Annotated in this window: 22 protein-coding genes; 5 read left to right on the top strand and 17 right to left on the bottom strand. The window is 62.3% G+C overall.

The features are described from left to right. Positions 1–15: 15 nt before the first annotated feature. Genes trbB through ACOIX3_RS16205 form a run of 3 tightly spaced genes read right to left on the bottom strand, consistent with a single transcriptional unit; the run spans position 16 to position 3,589 of the window. Positions 16–999, bottom strand: a complete 984-nt coding sequence (gene trbB, locus ACOIX3_RS16215; protein WP_420970837.1) for a P-type conjugative transfer ATPase TrbB — start codon at positions 997–999, stop codon at positions 16–18. Then, positions 992–1,549: a CopG family transcriptional regulator gene (locus ACOIX3_RS16210; RefSeq protein ID WP_420970835.1), complete on the bottom strand. Its 558-nt coding sequence runs from the start codon at positions 1,547–1,549 to the stop codon at positions 992–994. The genes trbB and ACOIX3_RS16210 overlap by 8 nt, the downstream gene beginning before the upstream one ends. Before the next feature lie 12 nt (positions 1,550–1,561). After that, complete coding sequence (locus tag ACOIX3_RS16205; protein WP_342722647.1) at positions 1,562–3,589, bottom strand: conjugal transfer protein TraG; 2,028 nt, start codon at positions 3,587–3,589, stop codon at positions 1,562–1,564. 557 nt (positions 3,590–4,146) lie between these two features. On the opposite strand from ACOIX3_RS16205, the gene ACOIX3_RS16200 reads away from it, so the two are divergent. Both ACOIX3_RS16200 and ACOIX3_RS16195 read left to right on the top strand, forming a co-directional pair. Beyond that, on the top strand, positions 4,147–4,812 hold the full coding sequence (locus tag ACOIX3_RS16200; RefSeq protein WP_342722648.1) for a hypothetical protein: 666 nt from the start codon (positions 4,147–4,149) through the stop codon (positions 4,810–4,812). Further along, complete coding sequence (locus tag ACOIX3_RS16195; RefSeq protein ID WP_342722649.1) at positions 4,809–5,399, top strand: RES family NAD+ phosphorylase; 591 nt, start codon at positions 4,809–4,811, stop codon at positions 5,397–5,399. Before ACOIX3_RS16200 ends, ACOIX3_RS16195 begins: the two co-directional genes overlap by 4 nt. Before the next feature lie 10 nt (positions 5,400–5,409). On the opposite strand, the gene rlxS is transcribed toward ACOIX3_RS16195, so the two are convergent. The 11 genes from rlxS to ACOIX3_RS16140 form a co-directional block, all read right to left on the bottom strand. Further along, entirely contained in the window at positions 5,410–7,374 is a 1,965-nt protein-coding gene (rlxS, locus tag ACOIX3_RS16190; protein WP_420970832.1) for a relaxase/mobilization nuclease RlxS, read from the bottom strand. A gap of 586 nt (positions 7,375–7,960) precedes the next feature. Then, positions 7,961–8,272, bottom strand: a complete 312-nt coding sequence (locus ACOIX3_RS16185) for a DUF736 domain-containing protein (RefSeq protein WP_420970830.1) — start codon at positions 8,270–8,272, stop codon at positions 7,961–7,963. Positions 8,273–9,011: 739 nt separating this feature from the next. After that, a complete protein-coding gene (locus ACOIX3_RS16180) occupies positions 9,012–9,500 on the bottom strand; it encodes a S26 family signal peptidase (protein ID WP_420970828.1) in 489 nt (162 codons plus the stop codon). Between the two features lie 40 nt (positions 9,501–9,540). After that, positions 9,541–9,759 (bottom strand): helix-turn-helix domain-containing protein, encoded by a 219-nt coding sequence (locus ACOIX3_RS16175; protein ID WP_420970826.1) that lies wholly within the window; start codon positions 9,757–9,759, stop codon positions 9,541–9,543. A 158-nt stretch (positions 9,760–9,917) separates the two neighbouring features. Then, entirely contained in the window at positions 9,918–10,727 is an 810-nt protein-coding gene (locus ACOIX3_RS16170) for a DNA -binding domain-containing protein (RefSeq protein WP_420970824.1), read from the bottom strand. Positions 10,728–11,408: 681 nt separating this feature from the next. Then, entirely contained in the window at positions 11,409–11,918 is a 510-nt protein-coding gene (locus ACOIX3_RS16165; protein ID WP_420970822.1) for a thermonuclease family protein, read from the bottom strand. 119 nt (positions 11,919–12,037) lie between these two features. Then, positions 12,038–12,184, bottom strand: coding sequence for a hypothetical protein (locus tag ACOIX3_RS16160; protein ID WP_342722656.1), 147 nt, complete (start codon positions 12,182–12,184; stop codon positions 12,038–12,040). Positions 12,185–12,546: 362 nt separating this feature from the next. Continuing rightward, positions 12,547–12,993 (bottom strand): hypothetical protein, encoded by a 447-nt coding sequence (locus tag ACOIX3_RS16155; protein ID WP_342722657.1) that lies wholly within the window; start codon positions 12,991–12,993, stop codon positions 12,547–12,549. 155 nt (positions 12,994–13,148) lie between these two features. Next, on the bottom strand, positions 13,149–13,787 hold the full coding sequence (locus tag ACOIX3_RS16150) for an acyl-homoserine-lactone synthase (RefSeq protein ID WP_342722658.1): 639 nt from the start codon (positions 13,785–13,787) through the stop codon (positions 13,149–13,151). A 209-nt stretch (positions 13,788–13,996) separates the two neighbouring features. Continuing rightward, the gene (locus ACOIX3_RS16145; RefSeq protein ID WP_420970820.1) at positions 13,997–14,719 is read right to left on the bottom strand and encodes an autoinducer binding domain-containing protein; all 723 of its coding nucleotides are present in this window, start codon (positions 14,717–14,719) and stop codon (positions 13,997–13,999) included. Positions 14,720–14,952: 233 nt separating this feature from the next. Further along, positions 14,953–16,596, bottom strand: coding sequence for a carbohydrate porin (locus tag ACOIX3_RS16140; RefSeq protein WP_420970818.1), 1,644 nt, complete (start codon positions 16,594–16,596; stop codon positions 14,953–14,955). Here ACOIX3_RS16140 and ACOIX3_RS16135 point away from each other — a divergent pair. Further along, a complete protein-coding gene (locus ACOIX3_RS16135; protein ID WP_420970817.1) occupies positions 16,591–16,755 on the top strand; it encodes a hypothetical protein in 165 nt (54 codons plus the stop codon). The two genes, ACOIX3_RS16140 and ACOIX3_RS16135, sit on opposite strands and share 6 nt — an antisense overlap. Before the next feature lie 209 nt (positions 16,756–16,964). Here the strand turns inward: ACOIX3_RS16135 and ACOIX3_RS16130 are convergent, their stop codons facing one another. From ACOIX3_RS16130 to ACOIX3_RS16120, 3 genes are all read right to left on the bottom strand, one after another. After that, positions 16,965–17,975, bottom strand: a complete 1,011-nt coding sequence (locus ACOIX3_RS16130) for a fumarylacetoacetate hydrolase family protein (RefSeq protein ID WP_420970816.1) — start codon at positions 17,973–17,975, stop codon at positions 16,965–16,967. After that, positions 17,972–18,502: a cupin domain-containing protein gene (locus ACOIX3_RS16125; protein WP_420970815.1), complete on the bottom strand. Its 531-nt coding sequence runs from the start codon at positions 18,500–18,502 to the stop codon at positions 17,972–17,974. The genes ACOIX3_RS16130 and ACOIX3_RS16125 overlap by 4 nt, the downstream gene beginning before the upstream one ends. Before the next feature lie 280 nt (positions 18,503–18,782). Then, positions 18,783–19,415, bottom strand: coding sequence for a TetR/AcrR family transcriptional regulator (locus ACOIX3_RS16120; RefSeq protein WP_420970814.1), 633 nt, complete (start codon positions 19,413–19,415; stop codon positions 18,783–18,785). 125 nt (positions 19,416–19,540) lie between these two features. Between ACOIX3_RS16120 and ACOIX3_RS16115 the strand changes: the two genes are divergently transcribed. Both ACOIX3_RS16115 and ACOIX3_RS16110 read left to right on the top strand, forming a co-directional pair. Next, entirely contained in the window at positions 19,541–21,100 is a 1,560-nt protein-coding gene (locus ACOIX3_RS16115; protein WP_420970813.1) for a class I adenylate-forming enzyme family protein, read from the top strand. Positions 21,101–21,111: 11 nt separating this feature from the next. Then, positions 21,112–22,308: a thiolase C-terminal domain-containing protein gene (locus ACOIX3_RS16110; RefSeq protein WP_420970812.1), complete on the top strand. Its 1,197-nt coding sequence runs from the start codon at positions 21,112–21,114 to the stop codon at positions 22,306–22,308. Positions 22,309–22,597 lie beyond the last annotated feature (289 nt).

Below are 22,597 nucleotides of genomic sequence, written 5' to 3'. Positions count from 1 at the left end.
TACTCTCCGTGCGGGTCAGGGACGATGGGAAGTGTTTGGAAGCCCAGGCGGGGTCTCCAGGAGGTAATCGCCGGAAGGATCAAGGCCCTTGAGCTCGGCGACCGCCTCGATCCGGCGCGCGGGGCCCCGTCCCCTGATGAAAACGACAAGGTCGATCGCCTCGGCGATGAGGCGGCGCGGCACGGTGGCTACCGCCTCCTGGATCAATTGCTCGATCCGATAGAGCGCAGCGCGCGCCGAGTTGGCGTGAACCGTGGCGATCCCGCCGGGATGTCCGGTATTCCAGGCCTTCAGCATGTCGAGGGCTTCGGCGCCCCTCACCTCGCCGACGATGATGCGATCGGGGCGCAGGCGAAGCGTGGAGCGCACGAGATCGGCGAGGCTCGCGACGCCCGGCTTGGTGCGGAGCGTGACGACATCCTTGGCCTCACAGCGCAGCTCGCGGGTGTCCTCGATGATGACGATGCGCTCATCAAGGAGCGCAATCTCCGCCAGCAGCGCATTGGCAAGTGTCGTCTTGCCCGATCCGGTGCCGCCCGCAACCAGGATGCTACGGCCCTCGACGACCGCCGCCGCCAACACCTTGGCCATCAGGGGCGAGGCAATCTGCGTCCTGACGTAGTCGGAGAGAAGAAAAGTCGTCGTTGCGGGCTTGCGGATGGCAAAGCACGGCGCAAGCGAGACCGGCGGCAGCACGCCTTCGAACCTTTCACCGGTTTCGGGAAGCTCGGCCGAGATGATCGGGAAGGATGCACTCGCCTCGGCCCGAACGTGGCTTGCGACCAGACGGATGATCCGCTCCGATTCCTGCGGCGTCAGAATGACGCCGGTATCCGCGCGTCCAGACCGATGCCGCTCGAGCCAAAGCCTGCCGTCGGGGTTGACGATCACCTCGACGACCTCGGCCTCTTCCAGGGCCAGCGCGATCGCCGGTCCCATCGCGGTCCGCAACATCCCGCGGCGGCGCTCGCGGGTTTCGGGCGAGAGAAGGTCAGACATGGCCGGCCTCCTCTCGCCCCGCCGGAGACGGCTCCGGCCGCTGGCCCGTCGCGTGGTGCGAGCGGGATTCTGTTGTTGTGGTCTGTGCCTTTCCGGCGCCGAGCGGCGCGCCCTCCTCCAGATGCCGCATGAACAGATCCGGATTTGACGTCGAGACCTGTTCCATGACGTCGGCCACGAGCCGGCCGCCGGAGGCGATCCGCTTGCCGACCTGCGCGACGAACATCTCGAACCGCTCGCGCCCCAGCGCACGCGCGGCATCCTGGTCTCCGGCCGGCAGCGGCGGCGTGATCGTCAGGTAGTAGCGAACGAACAGTGCAAAGGTTTCTGCCATGATCGAGAGATCACGGTCCGCGCGATCGAGCTGCCGGCTCATCCGGTCGAGCCGGCGGATCAGGGCCGCGTCCCCGCTCGCGTCCCGCTCAGGATTGAGAAAGCGGTCGAGGGCGGCGTCGACGATCGCCGACTTGTTGGTGCCGGGCCGCCTGGCCGCGAGCTCGAGCCGCTGCGCCACGCTATCGGAGACATAGGCGGATAGTTTTGGTTTCATTGGGAGTGTCCTTCAGAATGCAGGAAGAAGATCGTCGTCATCGCGCGTGACGGCGTGAGCGCTGCGGATAGCGCTGGAGGCGTTCGCCGCGCGCTGCATCTGGTTGCGATCCGCCGCGGCATCTGCGTCGTCGTCGAGCAGCCGCTCCTCGGTAAACCGCGTCGCCTCGGCTTGAGGATGGACCTCCTCGAACAGCGGCAGTTGCTGCTTGAGCCCACCTTCCTCCGCACCCGCCTGCATGAGGTCGCGGTATGGAAGCGTTGCCAACCGGAGATCGACCGTCCGGATCTGGCGACCCCAATCGCTGGCACGTGCGGCCGGGCGGTCGCGATATGCGCCAGCAGCGAGGTGCGGCGACGGACGCAAGCGCGTCACAAAATTCGCATCGTCATAGTGCCTGAGCTTACGAGCCCGAACCGGCGCCAGCCCCGAGACAAGCACGATGGCCTGATCGGGCGGCAGCTGCATCACTTCGCCGGGCGTGAGCAGCGGCCGAGCAGTTTCCTGGCGGCTGACCATGACGTGACCGAGCCAGGGCGCGAGCCGGTGACCGGCATAGTTCCTCTGTGCCCGTAGTTCGGTTGCGGTGCCGAGCGCATCTGAAATGCGCTTCGCCGTGCGCTCGTCATTGGCGGCAAAGGCGATACGAACATGGCAATTGTCCAGGATCGCATTGTTCTCGCCATAGGCCTTGGCGATTTGATTGAGCGACTGCGCGATCAGATAGGCCCGGATGCCGTAGCCGGCCATGAAGGCGAGCGCGCTCTCGAAGAAATCAAGCCGGCCGAGCGCTGGAAACTCATCCAGCATAAGAAGGAGTTGGCGATGCTTGGCGTCGCCTGCCTTGATGTTCAGGGACTCGGTCAACCGGCGGCCAATCTGATTGAGGATCAGCCGGATCAGCGGCTTGGTGCGGCTGATGTCCGACGGCGGCACGACCAGATAGAGCGTGACCGGCTTCTCCGCGGTGACGAGATCGGCGATACGCCAGTCGCAGCTCTCGGTATTCCGGCTCACGACCGGATCGCGATAGAGGCCAAGGAAACTCACGGCGGTGGACAGCACGCCGGAACGCTCATTTTCAGATTTGTTGAGGAGCTCGCGCGCGGTCGCGGCGACGACGGGATGGACCTTCGGCTCGGCCTCCGTTCCGAGATGGTTGGTGGCCAGCATGATCCGCAGCGTCTTTTCAAAGGACTGCGCTGGATCGGCCAGGATCTCAGTGACGCGCGTCAGCGTCTTTTGTTGCTCTGCATAAAGGACGTGGAGGATGACGCCGACGAGCAGCGAGTGGCTGGTCTTTTCCCAGTGGCTTCGGCGCTCCAGTGCCCCTTCCGGATCGACCAGGATATCGGCAATGTTCTGGACATCGCGGACTTCGGCCGCACCTTTGCGCACCTCGAGCAGTGGATTGTAGCGCGCGCTTCTTGGATCGGTCGGATTGAACAGCAGGCAATGCGAGAAGGTTGAGCGCCAGCCGGACGTCAGCTCCCAGTTTTCGCCCTTGATGTCATGCACGACCGCCGATGAAGTCCAGGACAGCAACGTCGGAAGCACCAGCCCCACGCCCTTGCCGGACCGTGTCGGTGCAAAGCACATGACGTGCTCGGGTCCGTCGTGACGCAGATAGTGATCTTCAAATCGTCCGAGGAACACACCCCTGCCGGCGAACAGGCCGGCAGCGCGGATTTCCTTCCGATTTGCCCAACGCGCGGAGCCGTAGGTCGTGACCAACTGGTTTTGCCGCGCCCGCCACACCGAATTGACGACTGCAAACAGCGCGCCCGCAATGCCGCCAGCCGCAGCGATAGCCCCGCCCTCCTCAAATATCTCTGGCGCATAGGCCTCATAGGCGAACCACCATTCGAACAATCGCCAGGGCAGATAGACCGGATAGCCGCCAATGGCGAACCACGTTGCGCCAAGCCGCGCCTGAAATCCGAGCGCTGCCGCCGTCCATTGCGTCGCTCCCCATGTCGACGCGACGACGATACCGAGGACGACCGTGATCTGGCCGACATAGATTCTTGTTGGAAACATTTGCCGCCCCACTCGACGCTCGCAACGAGCGCGGCGAGATGAAAAGCGGGATGGCGCCTCGCGTTCAACCTGAATAAAAATCGCCGCCGGCAACGAGATCCGGGTCGATCAAACCCATCGAAGCAAGATCGTTGCTGCGGCAGTCTCAGCGTGGTTGAGGAAACTCCTCAATTGAAGGTGAACCGCTTGACCAAATTGGATCACTGGTCTGACCTCGCCCGGATTGCTCATCGCACACGCGCACGCCGCAGCGAGTGAGCGCATCGAACGAAGGCCGCTTGTGCTTTCAACGTCGATGGTCGCATCGACCGTCAGCCTGAAAAGGGTGCGCGTCGACGAAACCAATATCGCTGCGCGACGGACTGCCCAAGTCGCCATCCGATCTCGCGCCACGAGCCCGTGCGGAGATTGGCGGCTCCATTCTCCGCATGATTTGCGGAGAATGGAGCCGGGAATCCACAACCGGTTCAGTTTAGACTACCAAAATACCATTGTTATATTTTGTCAAAGTTGACAAAGTTGCATATTATCCCGATATTCAAGGCGGAGTTCAGCTCATGTCCAAAGCACAGTCAAAGCCCTCGGGTACCGAGGATCTGTCCGTCCACGAGGACGGCGTGATGATGGTACTTAAGCAGAAGCCCGCCGCTCTGAAGAGCCTCGCGCTTCCCGCTGACGCGCAGGTTGCGATTGTTTCCAAGAGCGCGACTGCACTGCAGAAGGTGCATGAGCGAAACAAGCAACTGACGGGTCAGGCGTTCCGGTATTTCTCCGAGGCTGCAAGGAGAACCGCGGTCGTCAACAAGGACGCCTTCGCGCCCGATGCCCGCGCGCTCGCCGTTCTCGAGGGCGTCCGCATCGCGCAGGAGGATCTTCGGCGATCCGGCGGCGCGTATGATCTGGACCAGGTCAGAACGCTCCTGCGGGGAATCTCCCGGCAGGCTGTCGACAAGCGCGTGCAGGAAGGCAGCCTCCTTGCCGTTCCCGGTCCCAGCAACCACCGGAGCTTTCCGACCCTTCAGTTCAACATCGACGGCACTGTCGTCGAGGGTCTCAAGCTCGTCCAGGAGGCGCTGCCAACCAACAACCCCTGGACCGTCCTGAATTTCCTGGCCCAGTCTGACGACCGGCTGGGTGGCCGCAAGCCGATCGATCTTCTGAGGGAAGGCAAGGTTGAACTTGTGGTCGAGGCCGCCCGGCGCATGGCTCAGCAAGGCGCGTGACGGCTCCACTGCCGCCGGACGATCTGGATCGCCGCCGTCCCCGCCAGGTCCGGCTGCGGGCGGGCACGGTCGTTCATCGGTTCTACACCGCCGCGTACGATCCGATCTTTTTCGACGCCTCGCGTCTCGGCCGGCTGAACGCTCCCGACGGGAGCTATGGCGTTCTCTATGCGGCCCGGGAGCCTTTTGGCGCTTTCGCAGAAACGTTCCTCCGCGTGCCGGGACGGACCCTGCTCGATACCAGCATGCTCAGCCGCAAGGCCTACGCTCGCCTCGAAATTGCAGCAGATCTTTCGCTGATCAGACTGGCCGGCCCCTCGCTCGCTATTCTCGGCGCGACCGCCGAGGTGGTGCATGGTGGGCTGCCTTACGACGTACCGCAGGCCTGGTCGAAGGCGCTTTTCGGCCATCCGCTCAATCCCGACGGCATCGCCTATTACGCCCGCCACGACGACGAAGGCCTTTGCTATGCGCTGTTTGATCGCGCACGCAGCTCGGTCAAAGAAATCGATCGACAGACCAACCTCGATCAGGACTGGTTCTGGCGCCTTGCGCAACGATACAGGGTCGGACTTGCACCCGGCTAACCACTCCGCACTAGCGTCCGATGCCTCGCTTCAGTCCGATCGACCACGAAATGCCGTCTCCGCCAACGCTGCCGCTGACGACTTGCCCGCGCGCGCGTTCCAGAACCGGCCGCCAGGGCACCAGGACAAATTCGCGCGACTGCTCGATCAGCGCGTATCGTCCGCTATTGAGCGTTAGCATCCGCTTGTAGACGCCGCCGAGGCTGTCGCCAGACCTGACGTTGCGATATTCGAGCCCGGTGCGAGCGGAAATGTCCGCCGCGGTCCTCGCCAGCTCGCGCTCCTCAAGGGTATGCAGCATGTTCCGCGCATAGCGCACCCGCCCTCCTTCCTCCCGCGCGAGCCCTTGTTCGATCAGCCATTGCCGTCTCGCGCGCAAGGCCGTCTCCACCTCCGCGCCGAAGCCGGTCGGCGCGAGCCCCTCGGATTCCTTTGCAAGAAGCTTTCGATCGAGCCAGGTCGCACCGACCGCCTGCGGCAGCTCTTCGAGCCTTCGCCACGACAGCACCGCAACGCGTATCGGATTGCGCGAGCGCTGCTGTTCCTCGTACCGAAGCGCCCGATCGAGATAATCCTCGCCGACCTTCCAGTCGCCATCGGCAAGACGGCTCACCGCACCCTGCCTGCGCATCGCCTCCAGTCGCCGGACATGGGTTCCGATATATTCGGCCGACGCCTGGGGGTCCAACTCGCGGTGCAGGTGCTCGCTGTAAAGACCGGCATTGGCCGCGGCCACTTCAGCGATTGTTCGATCCACCGGGCGGCGCTCCGCCGAACGCGGCCTAAGCTCCAGAATCGTGCTCCGCGCGGGCAGCTCTTCGTTGGCGCCGAGAGCACCGACCTCGGCATAGTGCGTCCGCCCGTCGACCCCATCGATCACCACATAGCGGCGTTCCGTTAGCTCGTCCGCAAACCCTTCGCCAATGACCCGCCCGATCAGGCGCTGGCCTTCGCTCCGTGGATCGAAGATCGCATAGCTTCCTGCCGCCCGCGAAATTCCCGCCGCACTTAGCTCGCGATGCATGGTCTTGATGATGTCGCCACGCTCGCCCATCCGCCTGAGCTTCGGCTCGAGCTCAGGGTCAACGCGCCACCGACCGGGATTGTTTTCTCCCGCCAATCCCATCCGCTCGAGCATCCGCAGCCGGCCCATCCGCATCGTGTGCCAGACCGGATCCCGCGCGGACTTTGTATCAAGGACTCCATCCCGGACATCACGCAGGATAGCCCGGTCAAGCCGCGTGAATCGCTCGGCGGTAACCTCCTGCTGAAGCTTGCGCGCAGCCTCGAGCTCGGTTTCGGGACCAAGCTCGCGGGTAACCAGATCAGACGCCCGCGCCCGAAGGCCGTGGGCGATATAGTCCCGCGCGATCACGAGATCATGCCCCGCTTCATCTCTGCCGCGGAGCACAACATGGCTATGCGGATGGCCCGTATTGAAATGATCCGCTGCGACCCACTCGAGCCTGGTGTCGAGGTCGCTCTCCATCTGCCGCATCAGGTCACGGATGAAAGGCCTCAGATCGGAGACCTCCGCGCTGTCCTCCGGTGCCATGATGAAGCGAAACTGGTGGCGGTCGGCGGCGCTGCGTTCAGTGAACGCCTTGCCGTCGGCACGGTCGTTCGCTGCATCATAGAGTTCGCCCGGCTGACCTGTTCGCGTCACGCCGTCGCGTTGCACATAGCGCAGATGCGCCCGCACGGCGCCGGTGTCGCCGGCCTTGATGCGCACGATCCGCGCCTTGACCACGACCCGGCGCTGCCCCTTGCTCCGGCCGCGCCCGGCAAACACCGCACCTTGCGCGTATCCGCGGCCGATCCGGCCGCCCGAGAATTTCGACTCGCGGTGAGCCCCGTGACCGGTGCGTTCTGCAGCCTGCCGAACGCGCCGAAGATATCCGGCCGGCTTCCTGGCCTTGCGGTTGCCGATCCTGCCGAGCTTCGGTTTGGGTTCGTCGTCATCGACACCATGCATGGCGCGGGCTCCCGCTCAAGAAGACCGCGGATATGTGAAGCCAACGAGCCTTCGCCAAGTCGCAGACGCGAATGACGCGCACCGGCATTGGCTTGAAGCCCAAATGGCGTCATCGTGTTGCGCCGTATCACCAACCCCTGGATGTGCAGGCAAGGACTTGGAGCTCGTCGAGCGCCAGTGCTTTAATCTTGCCTTACGCCCCACCCTGCTCAGTCCTCGGCCCTGTTGGCTCCCGCTTTGCTCAAATCGCCACGGGGCCTGAGGGGCAAGTGGCGCCAGGAGTTGGATTTCGGTCATCGCGCGAGCAGCAATTCGGGCGCGGCGAGCAGTCCCGCTCGTGCTGCGGCCGCTAGCTAGACTGGCGAAACAGCACGTGCGGAGATCGAAAACGGGAGTCCAACGCGACCCGAAATCCGGAGAGATCAGCGCAGAACGCCGCGCGGAAAATCCGGCCGGCCGATCGTATCTCAGCCGGCGGCGAAGCGCCTTCTGTACGCAAAACGCTCGTCTACTCCTTCCCGACGCGGCGCAAGAAACGCAAAAAGGGCCCCGCCTCCGAGGAGGCGGGGCCGAAGATTCCGGCCGGTCAGTCGCCGCTGCGGCGCGACCAGATCAGGCTGAAACCCTCCTCACCTTCGACCTTCACCAACGAGGCGTAGATCGGAGCCGGGAAGCTCGGATCGTCGAGCTTGACCGAGAGGTATTCGCGCTCGCTGTCGCGAGCGGTCTTCTTCCAGGCGGCGCCGAACTCGGTGGAGCCTGCGAAGATGCGGTAGTCGGGAGCCTTGTCGTTGTCCTTCTCGGATGCGACGAGCTTGGCCTTGATGTTGAGCGTCAGCGTCTTGATCGAGCCGGCGTAGCCGTTGTCCGATGCGGTGAAAGTGCCGATGGTCGCCATAATCATCTCCGTCTGTTTTTGCTCGGGCCGCGTCCATCGCAGCCTCGATGGCGATCCCTTGCCCGGGGAGCGATCGGCCCGCAGCCCCAAGGCCCGCAGCGCCAGCGGAGGACGGCGAAAAGCCTGCTTTTTTGTCTTCCCGCGAGGAATGCCGCCGCTTCGCGGCAGGGGAAAAAAGCAGGCGCGAGCTGTTGCGGGAAGGCGATCGAGGCCCTTGCCGTCCTCCGGGCTTGATCAGCCCAATCGAGACTGCGTTGGACGCGAGCCCATGACGGAACCGACCAGAATTATCGCGGCGTCCGGTACCGGCACACAAGGGCACGGAATCGATCCGACAGAATTCCGGCATCTGCGCATCAATCGTAAGCAGGGCGGAGTCTGGCGAGCATGGCGCCCAATCGCATATTGCACAAGGAACCAATGGCATCGCCAAACGATCCGCCATAGCGCGCTCTTCGAAGCGTGACGTCATGACACGATCGAAGCGTCCCGCCTGATCGCCCCGCTTCGCAGAAAGATGCTGGACAGATGGATCGGCCCCTGACCCGAAGAACAGACTTAAGGCAAGGCGATTTTGCATCGATCGAGCGGGCCGCGCGCCACCGCGCGCGGCCGGGTCTGAACAAGCGTCAGCGAGAGTGCTTGCGATTGGACAATGCAAAACAGCGCGGACGACCTGGGAGACCGCCGGAAACGGCGCACGCCCTCGTCTGGACGAGCGCCTATCGTCACCCGCCATTCAGATGTCCGGGTTCCACGTCCAGAGCGGACGCGCTACGCCGAGGATGTCGCACCGCAAGACCGGCCCGAAATACCTGGAATCGAACGAGAGAGGATGCGGCTGCAGCAGAAAATACTCCCCGTCGACGAGCCGCATGCAGCCCTCCCAGGACGGCAACGGCCGGCCCGCGTGGTCCTTCTCCTGCACGTCGGCAATGACCTTTCCGCCAATCGTAATCGCGTCGGTCGGGTCCTTTGAGCGGCAAACCTCGTCGCCTCGGACCGCCACCACCTGCTTGAGCAGCGGTACCGCCGGCGGCGCGATCTCGTGCGCGACAATCAGGAGTTCGACCGAAGGCGGCGGCCTCAGCACCGCGAGCTCCCCCCGCACCGGCAGGCGCGGCTCGAGATAGTAGAAGCCGAGCGGCGCGCTGCCGGACGCGTTGTAGATCAGGCACGGCGCCCGGTCGGCAAAGGCAACGAACAGCGTGACGATGCCGCCGCACATCGTTGCGAGGGTCGTGTTTCTCTTGAGGCGACGGCGTGGATCAATCCGCATCTGAGGTCGACCTCCGCTTGCTGGCCTGCGAGAATTCCACGAGGTCCTCGATGTGATAGCGGACGTAGCGGCCGTGCTTCCGGTAGGCGGGCCCGCGCCCTTGCACGCGCATTTTCTCCAGCGTGTTCTTGGTGAGCCTGAGCCAGGCGGCCGCCTCCGTCGTATTCAGGAACGGCTTGTCAGGCTGCTTGTCTTCGATTTTCGTCATGTTGTCCGGCACTCCTTCTCGCGAGAGCCCGCGTAAGGCACGGGATGCGAGGAGAAGCGTCGTCAGATTGCGCGGGAATCCGAGTGGCGAAGATCAACCGGGGCGGTTTGCCACCCCGTGCGGGCAGGTCTCGTCCAGCGAGAGGCGGTGCCGCCCGTTCAGCCGAGAAGATCGCGATATCCGCCCTTCATCAGCTCGGTACCCTTGGCGACCAGCCGGCGTGTCCGGTCCTTCAGAAACTGGCTCGGTCCTTGCCATTCGTCGGCGACCAGCTTCGCGCCAAAAATCGTGGTCGCGATCTGCCGATAGGTCTTGCCGCTGAGGCTTTCGTCGAGCGCGAGCAGCGCCTGGCGAAGCCGCTCGTCGCCGCCAAACGAAGAGGTTTCGGGCGGCGGCGTCTCGCTCGCCATGAAGCGCTGCAGGCGCTTCATGAGTTCGATCTGGGCCGCAAGCTCCGACAGGCTTTCGAGTTCGAATACCGGTCGGAACCTGCCGGTGAGAACCGGAAGGCCATGGAGCTCGACCGCGACATGAACACCCCTGCCCTTCATCAGCACGAGCGGCACGCCGTCAGCGTCGATCACCGCATGGCGCTCCACCTTGAAGTCGGCGAGCACATTCGTTGGTTCCTCGCCGCCCTGGCGCGGCGGCAATGCCCTCAGCCGCACCACGCGTTTCAACGCACGCGCATGCCACAACACCGGCGCCTGGCGCGCGGCGAGCGCAGGATCCGCGAAGGCCAACAGACCCCATTTTTCGGCGTGCGGGAACCGGCGCGGCAGCCGCAACAACCGCGTGCCATCGGTCAGCGTGAGGCATGGAAGATGCTTCGGAACGCAGCATCGCCAGTCTGCGGCATAGTCGGCGTTACGCCTCAGGAACTCCCACGCCCAGTCGGCCGCGTCGAAGCGGGCCTGACCGGAAGCCGCTTCGCCGCCGCCGCACCGAGCTCGCCTGTGATGCGACATGTTCAAGAGGGTCCACCACGCCTTGAGGTTGCGCTTTTGATCGTTCCCACCGATTGCGGCAAGAGGGCGGCCCCCTCGCCTCGACCAGCCAAACGCAAGGCACGCTTGAGCAGCCATTGAGCGGCCGACGAATCCGCAAGCTGTCGTCGGCGACCGATCACAGCATCGGCGCGTCCGCAGAGCCAGAGCAAAGCGCACCGCATCGCTGATCAGTCCGCGACGCTCAAGGCAACGCGTTAACCCGACGTGGTATCAATCTTGCTAGTTTCATATTAGCTTGATGGTGCGCGCACCGGTTCACGGCGTGTGCACATTCGTCGAGCCAACCAAACCACGAGGACGACATGGCCAAGAAAGCGAAGAAGGCGAAGAAGACGGCGAAAGCGACCAAAAAGGTCGCCAAGAAAACCAAGAAGATGAAGAAGTAAGCGCGGTTCTTCCGCGCTCACGCCGCCGCGGCATCGCCAGTTGCGCCGATCATGGCGTGGTGAGACCGGACGCATCGCAAGATGCTCTTCCGAGGCCGGGGCGACGATCAGGCCGGCCCCATGTGCACATGGTACGAGCAGCCACTGGATTGATGCACATGGGTCCGGTTTCGTTTGATCCGGCTATCCGGACCCTTCCTGCGACAGTCGCCGTTAGCAACCGTCCCGCCGGTCTGCCCGTGACGGCTGCGCGCTATCGCTCCCCGCCCGCCCCTTCGACTGAGCAGGCGTTCGGCCGGCCTCCAGCGCCGATGCATTGACGGTAGCGCCAGGGCACGACGAATTGTCCGCTCCACATGCCCCTTTGCTTGCCGCGCGCCTCGGCTTCGGCAGGCGCGTAGTCACCCTTGCTGTAGCGCGGCCAGTCGATCGCAAGCCCGCCGCGCACCAGCCAGTCCGCAAGATCGACCTTGCCGGCGCTGCAGACCGCGACCGACCGCCCGTACCGGTCGCGGTCGACCTCCACACAGGCCACGGCCTGCCCGCCGATGAACGTGCCCAGCGCGTTTGCGGCCACCTGCCCGCAGCGATAATGGCCGCCGTGCGGATCGCGGCAGAGCTGGTCGTGCTCCGGCGCGTCGATCCCGTAGAGACGCACGCGTCTGCCATGGATTTCGATGGTGTCGCCATCGATCACGCTCGCCTGCCCGGCGACGTCGCCGGCGCGCGCCCGATCGACCGGTGTCGCGACGATGACGAGCAACGCGAAGGCGCGGCTTGCAAGTTGCCTTGGCCTCGAAACCCGGTTCAACTTCGCTCCGGCAGGGTCTGCCCTGACGCGATCTTCTCGGATGGCCGGTTTCCACATGTCCCGGCCGCGGCCTACGGCCCACCAACCGTCAGCGAGGAAACAACCCGCACCAGCATCACGAGCGTCGCAGTCAGCGTCGCGCCTCCGACCACAAACTGCGCAACGCACCGCTTCACCATGGCGCCGCCGTCAACAAAGATGCTGAATGCATTTGGCATGGGCCGGCTCCGTCCAATTCCTTCCGTGGATCGAGCCGGATTCATAGTCTGAGTCGCTGCGCTGGCGCCGCAAGCTTATTTCTTGTGGCGTTAGGGTTTGATTCACGACTCGGGGACTTCCGCCAAACGACTGCGGTGGGGGCCTACCGAAGTCGAATCGGCAGGCTCAGTCGCCAATAAGCAAATGCTTAGCGCCCTCCCAGCAGCTGGGAGCGTGCAGGCTCTTCGCGGGACATGATCGGGCACGCTCAGCTCTTCGCCGCGGCCGCGACGGGATCTCGGTCGAGAGGTTGGGAACGGATGCGACCGTTTTGATCGCGTCGCGCGTCAATCACGCCATCTGTGAGCGGACGCGCTCAGGATCACTCGCTTTCCGGACTGTCCAGAAGCTGCCGCACCTTCCCTATTGCGCTCGGACAACCAAGGCAGACCGCCCATTCAAACATGGTTTGGCGAATCGTCGTCGTCAGAATTCCGTGCAGCGCCAGGCGACCAAGAACAAGCGGGTGCTCGCGCTCCCTGCGGATGAGGGAAATATCCGCAAGCACTCGCACGTCGTAACCGAGCCTTGTACCCTCGAGCGCGGCGATGAGCACGTCCTCTTCCAGCCACGCTCCCGCAACAAAGAGCACGTTCGTAGCTGTGGATGTCAGGCTCGCAATGAAGCTGTCATTGCGCCAGAGTTCCAGAGGATCAGCCCCGGGTACCGTGGCAAGACCCGGAAACTGGCTGACCCACGACGGTTCGTGCTCACCGACGACGTCGGCCGTGACCCCAAAAACCTCGAACACCGCCGGCAGGAGCGCCATGCTCTCCCGCCGGGTCTCAGCGCATTCGATCGACGCTGTCCCGGACTTGCTACGCCCGGAATTGATCAGGACCAGACGACTTTGCCGTGGATCTGCCAGCATCGCTTTGATTTGAGAAATGGACCGGATCGCCGATAGATGACGGAAAGCCGTAGTCAGGCGGCCGCGAGAGGCAGCGGCTCTTCCCGAAGCACGGGGCCTTCGACGGCCGCATGTCGATACATCGCGGCTAGCGCAGCATCGGAATTCCGCAGGAAACCCGCTAGCGCCATGGTTTGGCCGATTCGCTGCGCGGGTGCGATCCGTTCCAGCGGCCACCCCGCGCGCCTGAGAATGCGCTCCATGCGCACGTCGGTGACGGTTGCGATCGCATCCGCTCGGGCCGCTCGCATGCCCTCGATCATGGCCGCAAACAGCAAGAACGTCGTGCGATTGAGCCCGCCCACCGTCGGCTCCGGAGCGCGGGTGGTATCGACGCAAAACCGCGAGCTTTCGAGAATCTGCTCGTTCCGCGGTGCCGGCTGGCCTCCGAGCAGACACGGAAACGTATCCGACAACATGGTGGGCCCCGTGGTCGGCAGCAGCCGAACGGATGCCACGACGTCCCGGCTCTCGGTCGCAATCAGCAGATAGGTCGGGTTAAGGGCGTCATAGACGTCGATCTCGAACTCGCCCGATACGGACACTGTCCAATCGAGACGATCCTTGAACACGCGCCGGCGCAGGCGAAACATTGCGGCAAGCAGATCGAGATGATGCCCGAACTGATGATGGCGGAGAACAACGACTTGCATGATGACCTCCTGGTTGAGAACAGGGGTCACAAAGCCATAGGCGGACGGACCGCGCGCCTGTCGAATCTTGCAGGTCTAACACCGATACAGGCGAAGCTAGATCTACCCCTATCAAGAATAGGCCAATTTCGGCAATCGAAGATGCCCTTCCTCAAGTGACGAGGAGGCTTGCTTCATTGTGGGTCGCGATCCCAACGCTCGCGGTGAAGTCAGGGTAATAATCCGCGGCGCAGCGCTTCACCCACGCATTGAGCGATCGTTGCGGCGTCCAGCTTGCGCCGGGCGTTCTCCAGATGGAACACCACCGTACGGGGTGAAATCTGAACGAGGACGGCGATATCCGCGACGGTCTTGCCCCGTGCGACCCAGGCAAGACATTGACGCTCGCGCTGGGTAAGAGTGGCGCTCCCCCGCGCGGGCATCCGCAGGCGTGCGGCTGCGTGGGCATGAAAGTAGAGCCCAACAAGGTGAACGGCAGTCTCAGAACCCGCGACAAGCCGGCTCGTTGAGGCGGCGGCTTCGTCGGTCGCCATGGTGAACGCCGCCATCTGTCCGTAACCGCCTCTAATCGGGACAGTGACGCCAGACCTGATCCCAAACGTCATCGCCTCATCGAAGAAGCTGCGCTGCTGCTTTGTTCCAGCAGGCTTTGGTGCACCATCACCCCAGCAGAAGATTTCATTTTCAGAACGCGCCCGACGCACGACGGGATCGAGTCTCTGATAACCAAGTTCGAAGTATCGCCCGGTCCACGCCTTCGGATAGGATGAGACAAGCATCGGCGCATGGTTGGTGATCTGCAGATAAGCGAACCATCGGAATCCCAGCCGCAAGGTCACGCGTCGCGCGACCTTCTCGAACCCCTGCTCGTCGTCTACCGTCCAGATAGCATCGACGAACTCCTGAAATAGCCGATCCACCGCTGTCATCATTGAGTCACCGGCCCGGTCAGGTCACCAGCTGAGACACGAGACACGCCACCGGCAGGCAGCAAGCGGCCTTGGCTACCGGACAACGCCGGCCGCCAAGAGATCGCGCTCACTCGACTCCACGTCAGGACTGCCTCAATAGTTCCCGCCCCGGCTTGGCCACACAGTGCCGACATTCTCCATCGATTGGACCCCGAGATCTCGCGATCCAGTCGATGGCCTCTAGAGATGTGCTGCTACATGTTCACGAGCAGAGAAGCGAGAAAGTTGAGAGAGGGCCCCTCGGCCTTGAAGTACGCAAGACTTGGATGGTCCGTGTAGCCCACCCCGATCGTCCCCCAGAGCCCGGGCATCAGATGCGCAGTGTATGTCGCCGTGACCGAATTGGAGGTTCGAGCAGCAAAGGCTCCGGTAAGGCTTGAGAACTGATTGGTGGCGTCCGCCAGATAGTGGCTTACGACGTTTCGAGCCATGACAACCGAGAGCATGTCCGTTGGGCGGTTATCCAATGGTCCGATCCAATACGCTCGGCCCTCATAGTATTGAGAGATGCCCGTCGTCTCGGGCGGCGCGTACATGACCGACATGCCCGCATAGATGCCGCGATGCGCCGTCAGAGGTGACGACGGATCCTGTTGCCACAGTTGTCCGTCGGCAAGAAACGTTACACCGAAATTGCCCGCGTGTGTTGCGAACGGATTGGCAGGAAGATGCGAAAAGTCACGGAATGTGGAGTTATTGTAGAGGACGTCGAACCGGAGCCAGGCTTGTGGATTTCCCGGACTCGCCGGCCGCTTGTAGCCGAACTCGTCGATCAAGAGTTCGCCGGTTCCTATTGGCCCGTTCCAGTTGAACCCTGAAGGGTTCGTGAGTGTTTCGTCAAACACTACATTACCGGTGACACTGTTGATCGGAAGGCTTCGCTGCACCGCAGCCTGATTGTAGATCGTGTCGGTGATGTGCCACGTTGTTCTGAAGCTTGGGGTCGGCAAAATCGATAGGCCCAGTTGCACCGGGATCGAGCCACTCGGACCAAACGTATTGGCGAGATTCGACCCAACGAAGGTCCCGATGAACTCCGTCGTGTTGGTGACGTAGCCGAACTTGATCTCCAGCCTCTTGTCGAGGAGCGTCTGATACCAGGCCAGCTGATAGAGCTGGAGAACATTGGGAACGTATCCAACATCGTTGCCGGTACTGTACTGTCCAGCCACCATCAGTTGCCCGTCCGGCACACCCCAACGGCTCAGATCGTAGGTCAGCCAGGCGATGGTCTCGTTGATGTAGCTTGGGCGTTGACCGAAATAGGTCTGATTGCCGGCACACAATGCGCCGGTTACCTGGGAATAACGTGAGACGCAGGGCGGAAAGTAGCCTGGGACCTGGCGCGGCGTATTCAGCATATTCGATTCAAAGATGGCCAGATTGTAGGTCTGCAGGCCAAAACCTGCCGACGCCAATGCCGAACGCCAGCCGCCTTCGTCACGCAGAAGAGAATCGCTATAAGAGGGAAATGGAATGTTCCAGCCCTTTACCCCGTAGCGCTTATTCAACTCATTCAACCGCTCGCGTTCCGTTGCTGAATCAACTAGCTTCGGATTGGATCCCTTGGCAATCGGCGCATTGTCCTGCTGCGATACGGCATGGTCTGCCCCTCCCATCCTTTGAGCGCTTGCAACCTTCCTTTGCTTTTGGGTGACCGATGCGACGGGCTTTGCATCTGCCTCGATGGGCTGCGCTCGAGCAGCCGCTTCACCGATGACAAGCAATGCCAAGCCAAGGCCGGCCGAGCCAATAAGTCTCCTCCGAAGCTGGCGGAAACCGTTTCCGGCAATCGTCTGGGCTCCTCGAATGCTGAGGACGACGTGGTTTCGATGCATTTTCTCCTCCCTTTTGATGATGTTTTTCTTTCCAACCGTTTCGAAGCAGTCATTGCCCGGATATCACCAGGCTGGGTGCCTTCCCCCGAAGCAGACAAACGAACAGCCCTCCTCGCCGTCGGAATCACCGTCGGAGAGCTGATCGTTTTGTCTTGCTGATTAGTCGCGGCGTCCGGTACAGCGCCTGCGGCCTCGCCGGCAATCGCGACGCACCGCAGCTCTACTCGTGCTTTGGAGCCCGCCTGGATCGCGAGATCGAGCGGACGTGCCTACATTAAATCGATGTGCCGCAGGTCCGGGGCCCCATCATGGAGTTCGCCGTTCCCTCGCTGATCAATCCGTCGATTTCGACTCCCCTCACCTGCTCATTATCCCCGCTCAGGGCGCCGCGAACGATCGGACTGACCGTCTGACATTCGCACGCGGTTGCGCAGCACTCCGATGCTCTCGACCTCGAGCTCGACGACGTCTCCGTCCTTGAGCGAGCGGCCGTGGTCGACTGCGCTGCCTCCGAGAACCGTGCCTGAAGCAAAAATGTCGCCAGGGTAGATCGTGCGCGAGCGGCTCATCTCCACGATCGCCTGTTCAAAGGTGAAGCGCATATTCCGCGAGGACCGATTGGTCCATTCCTCGCCGTTGACGCGTGCGATCATCCGCACGTCGGATAAGTTACGAAATTCGTCGGGAGTGGCGATGCACGGCCCAAGCGTCTTGGCCCCGTCGAAATCCTTCCCGCCGGCAGGTCCGATCCCCATCTCCATGTGGACCAGTTGCTCATCTCGGGCGCTCCAATCGTTAAAGATCGTGTAGCCGAAGATGTGGTCCGCCGCCGCTTCGAGCGGAATGTCCCTGCCGCGATTTCCGATGACCACAGCCCATTCCAGTTCGAAATCAGCGATCTTTGAATAGGCTGGCCAATGAATGTCCTCATCATGGCCCGACACGGACAGGGGATCGACCGTGTAGTACGTCAAGCGCTTGAGCAGCAGATCAAACCGTAGCCGTTTGGCTACGGCGAGTTGCGCCGCGGCCTGCTCTGAACCAGCGGCAGCCTCTGCCTCAAGCTGGTGCTTGCGCTCATAGAACCGTTCGACATGCTCGGTAAAGAGGTTGCAGTCGCGCATGCGAACCGGTTTCGGCAACGGAGCTAACAGGTGCGCTTCGGCCGACGGCACAATGGCCGATCGCGGTGGATCGCTGACGATCTCTTCTGCGAGCCGGAGCGCTTCAGGGCCGGCCTCAATCATGTCCTGCATTGACTGAAACCACCGGCCCTGTGGGTCCGTTTTGGTCAACGCCGTCAGGTCGACAATACGATCATCAGACAGGAGAGCTCCGACTGATTGAGTGCTCCAGGCACTGAAGGTGACAAGCCTCATGTCGGGCTCCTTCCATCGACGAGCACTCCGACAAGGACGCAATCGTCAGGGCCATCGTTGCGCCACCCATGCATGCCGCCGTTCTGCACGACTACGTCGCCGGCTTCGAGAAGAACATCCTGTCCTTCGGTCAGCATCCACACACGGCCCGAGGCCACCATGAAATAGTTGAGGGTATCGGTCTTGTGCATCGTGCTATGTTTCGCGGTCGCCAGCTGTTCCTGGGACGGCACGTGCACGCTTTGAATGGCGTGATGCATCGCCTCCACGTCCGCGGCTGACTGCCGCTCCGCGTTGGGCCTCATACGGACGATGCGGAAAATGGTGCCCCCGTCCGGCGGCTCGTGCCGCATCGGTACCCCAATCGTGGGATCCAGCGAGGAAGAAAGATCGACTGGCGTCTCGCGCGTGATCCAGAGATCGCGGGCAAACACGTTGAAGCCAAGTTGGGGCAACGTTGAAAGATCGTCGATGGTCAGCACATCTGACCTTCCGTCCCGATCATTTCCGACAATGAGGCGTCGCATGGAATCTCCTCTTATTGGCAAGACGCCTGAAGGGAGATGTCCGCGCAGTTGACCGTAACGACAACGCGTCGGCCGGCTGCACCATTCCGCCTCCCCATCAGCGCCAGCTTGTTCCGCCAAAGGCCGTTTTGGTACGATTAGTCTTATTTTCGTACCGACCCGTTTGTCAAGTAGCCCGCGCAAGTTTTGCAGAGAGGCGTGTGGCGGCGATGGCGCTCGGAAGCCGTTGAGTCGGTACCCGCCGCTTCTATTTGCCGGCTTTGGCTTGATAATATCGAAGCTAGCGCTTCCTTGGCGTCTCGCCCCGAGGCGCCGCGTTGTCGCGCTTGAACAGGCCCTGGAAGAGCAGATCCGGGAGCTCGGCGAAGGCCTCGCTCATGGTGAGTCCCGCTGCAGCAAGGACCTCAGGCTGATTGATGAGTCTCGCCGCCGCGAAATAGACCTCGGCGGCCAGATGAGCGTGCAGCGGCTGGAAATGCCCCTTACGGATGCCGTCTTCAATGAGATCGCGCAGCACCGCGACCCGCTCGCGTTGATGCTCTTCAAGCATCCGCCGCGCGGGCTCAAAGGCTCGCAACTCTTCATTAAACTGCTGCGTCGCTCGGGAGCTCTCGCTGACGCCAGGCTGCAGATAAGCAAGGATACGAGCCTGTGGATCTCCATTCTCGAGAGCCGCGCGCATGCCGCGTCGGCGGATCCGATCAAGCAGCCGCCGCAAGACCACCAAAAACAGCTCGGGCTTGTTGGGAGCGATTTCGTACAGGGAGCGCTTTGAACAGCGCAGTCGCGCGCACAGATCGGCAACGGTCGGCGTCTGAAAACCTTCGGTAAGGAAAATTTCCTCGAGATCATCGAGGATCTTCTCGTGGCGCCGGTGCTGTCGGTCCTCGCTCCGGCGCGGACTTGGGCTCATTTTCATCTCTCCTCAGCAGGTCTCCCGATATAGCGCGATATTCCGCGATCGACCCAGGGCCAAGTTGACAAGCTCGATCTGGTACCAATATATCGCTAGTCGTACCATTCTCGAAGCGAGCCCCCATGCGGATCATCGATCACTTCGATCAGGGCGTTGCCTACTACCCCGACGCCGTTGCCTTCCACGATCTCGCCAGCGGCGAAATCCTGACCTATCGAGAGGCTGCTCGTCGCGTACAGCTGATCGCCGCCGCAATTCGAGGGCATGGATTTGGCGAAGGCGCCAAGATAGGTATCCTGGCGCCCAATAGCAGCACCGCGTTCGTGACCCTGATCGGACTGATGCGCGCCGAAGCAATTTGGCTCCCGCTTAACCCCCGCAACCCTGCAGCCGTTAACGCTGACCTGCTGCGGCGCTTCGATGGTGAGCTGCTGTTCTTCAGCCAGGCTCATGAAGAAGACGTGCAACGCATCCTTGCGGAAGCCCCTGAGCTGCGCGGCACAGTCTGCCTCGATGCCGATAGCGTCCTAGGTCCTTCGCTCGAGACCTGGACGAGCCAGAACCACGCTGGCGTCATCAGCGGCGAATACACACCGGATGACCTGCTCGCGATCTTCCCAACCGGCGGAACAACGGGCCGGCCGAAGGGGGTGATGGTTACTCACGGCAACATCGCGGCGATGTTCAGAAATTTCATGAGCCACTTCGGTTACTACGACGATGCGCGGCATCTTGTGGTGGCTCCGATGACGCATTCGGCCGGCATTCTCGGCTGTCTTCATTTTAGTCGGGGTGGATGCAACGTCATCATGGCAAAGGCCGATCCCGGCGCCATTCTCGAGGCGATTCAGGAGCACCGCATCACCCATCTCTTCCTGCCGCCGACGGTTCTCTACATGGTGCTGGCTCATCCCGAGTTTGGCCGGCACGACTATAGATCGCTCCAGCATCTGCTGGTGGCAGCAGCGCCCTCCTCGCTGGAGAAGCTGAAGGAGGCCCTAAGAGTCTTCGGGCCGGTGTTGTCCGAAACCTTCGGTCAGGCCGAATGTCCAGCCGCGATCTGCCTCAAAGCGCCATGGGACTATCTCAACGCCAAAGGTGAAATCGACTTCAATCGCCTGCATAGCGTCGGACGCCCCGGCGTGTGGAACGAGGTCTCCATTCTCAACGACGACGGAGCAGAACTGCCCCGCGGTAGACCCGGAGAAATCTGCGTGCGCGGGCCTCTCGTTACGCCCGGTTACTACAAGGACGCGGAGTCGACTGCCTCCATCCGCCGGTTTGGCTGGCATCACACCGGCGATATCGGGGTGATGGACGAGCATGGCTACATCACGATTGTCGACCGCAAGAAGGACATGATCATTTCGGGGGGCTTCAACATCTTCCCCAATGAAATCGAGCAAATTCTGACCAGCCACCCGGCCGTCCAGGAATGCTCGGTCATCGGGATCCCCGACGACAAATGGGGCGAGGCCGTCAAGGCTGTGGTTCAGCTTAAGCCTGCGGCCAAGGTGACGGAGGCGGAGCTGATCGCCCTGGTGAAACAAACCCTCGGCGGGGTCAAGGCACCCAAGAGCGTGGATTTTGTCGATGATCTGCCGCGCAGCGCGGCCGGGAAGGTCCTCAAGACTGAGCTGAGGGCAGCCTATTGGCACGGGCACGCACGTGCAGTGAATTGAGGTGGAGCAGCATGACTGATGTCCTGATCGCGGGGGTTGGCATGATCCCCTTCGCCAAACCCGGTCAAAATCAAAGTTACGATCTTATGGGTGCCGGAGCCGTGCGCGCCGCACTGGACGATGCCGGTATCGTGTACGCCGATGTTCAACGGGCCTATGCGGGTTACGTGTACGGTGACAGTTGCGCTGGCCAAGCCGCGCTCGGTCACCTGGGCGCAACAGGAATCCCGATCATCAACGTGAACAACAATTGTGCCAGTGGCTCAACCGCATTTGCGCTTGCAGTCGATGCGGTCCGCAATCAGCCGGACGCATGCATCCTTGCCCTGGGGTTCGAGCAAATGGCTCCTGGCGCGTTGGACCTCGTATTCGGCGATCGACCCAATCCAATTGGCCCGCACCTCGCCCGTGTGGCGGAAATCATGGAGCTGACCGTCGATGACCGCACCAAACCACCGGCGATCCAGCTCTTTGGCTGTCAGATCGAGTTGCTGCAGCAACGTTGCGGCGTCGGCGATCGAGCCTTGGCCAAGATTGCGGTTAAGGCTCGCCGTCACGCCGCAGCCAACCCCTACGCGTTGTTTCGAACGCCATTGCAGGAAGATGCAGTTTTGGCGAGCCCATTGCTCTTTCGAGGCCTCCGCAAGCTGTTCGCTTGCCCGCCAAGCTGTGGAGCGGCAGCGGTACTCCTGTGTGGGCCCCGGTTCGCAGCGCGGCACGGGTTGCGGACGAGTGTGCGCGTTATCGGATCTGGATGGATAAGCGATCGCAGCGAACATTTTGCAGGTGATCCACTGGATATTATGTTCCGTGCACTCGGTCGAGACGCTGCAGATAAGGCCTATGAGAATGCCGGGGTTGGACCGGAAGACATTGACGTCGTCGAGCTGCACGACTGTTTCACCAGCAACGAGGCACTGATGTATTCAGCTCTTGGCTTTTGCTCTGAAAGCGAGATTGAGCGATTCATCCTCGAAGGCCGTGGCAGCTATGGAGGAGACATAGTCGTGAATCCGTCCGGCGGCCTGTTGTCGAAGGGCCATCCGCTCGGGGCTACAGGACTAGCCCAGATCGCAGAGCTCACGTGGCAACTTCGCGGCATTGCCGGTCGACGCCAGGTCGAAGGTGCTCGCACCGGACTGCAACAAAACGCCGGCTTGGGCAGCGCCGGTTTGGTGCACATCCTGCAAAATTGTTCGCAGGTGTGATCTGCATAGCTAACTCATCGTCATGCGCGGCCGACATCGCGGAGCTCCGCGCATTAGGGTTGAGACGCCTCCTCTGTTTTCCAAACATTGAGATTGACGAAGACCGCGTCGCGGCGCGAGTGATCGCGGTGTCGGGCGGCGGATCTCCTCAAGCGCCCTTCATCGACGGTTGAGAGAGACATGCGCCGCGGTTGATAGATGAACTCCGGTCTAAATGGTGTGACACTGTTGAGCCGCGAGCCGGGCCGGAGGCCCGGCGAGCGCCGGACGCGGAGACGCGTCATCGTCG

Source organism: Bradyrhizobium sp. B120 (assembly GCF_049075665.1).
In the GTDB taxonomy this organism is placed as follows: domain Bacteria; phylum Pseudomonadota; class Alphaproteobacteria; order Rhizobiales; family Xanthobacteraceae; genus Bradyrhizobium.
The sequence above is the reverse complement of the archived record's forward strand: the minus strand, read 5'-3'. Positions and strand labels throughout refer to the sequence as shown.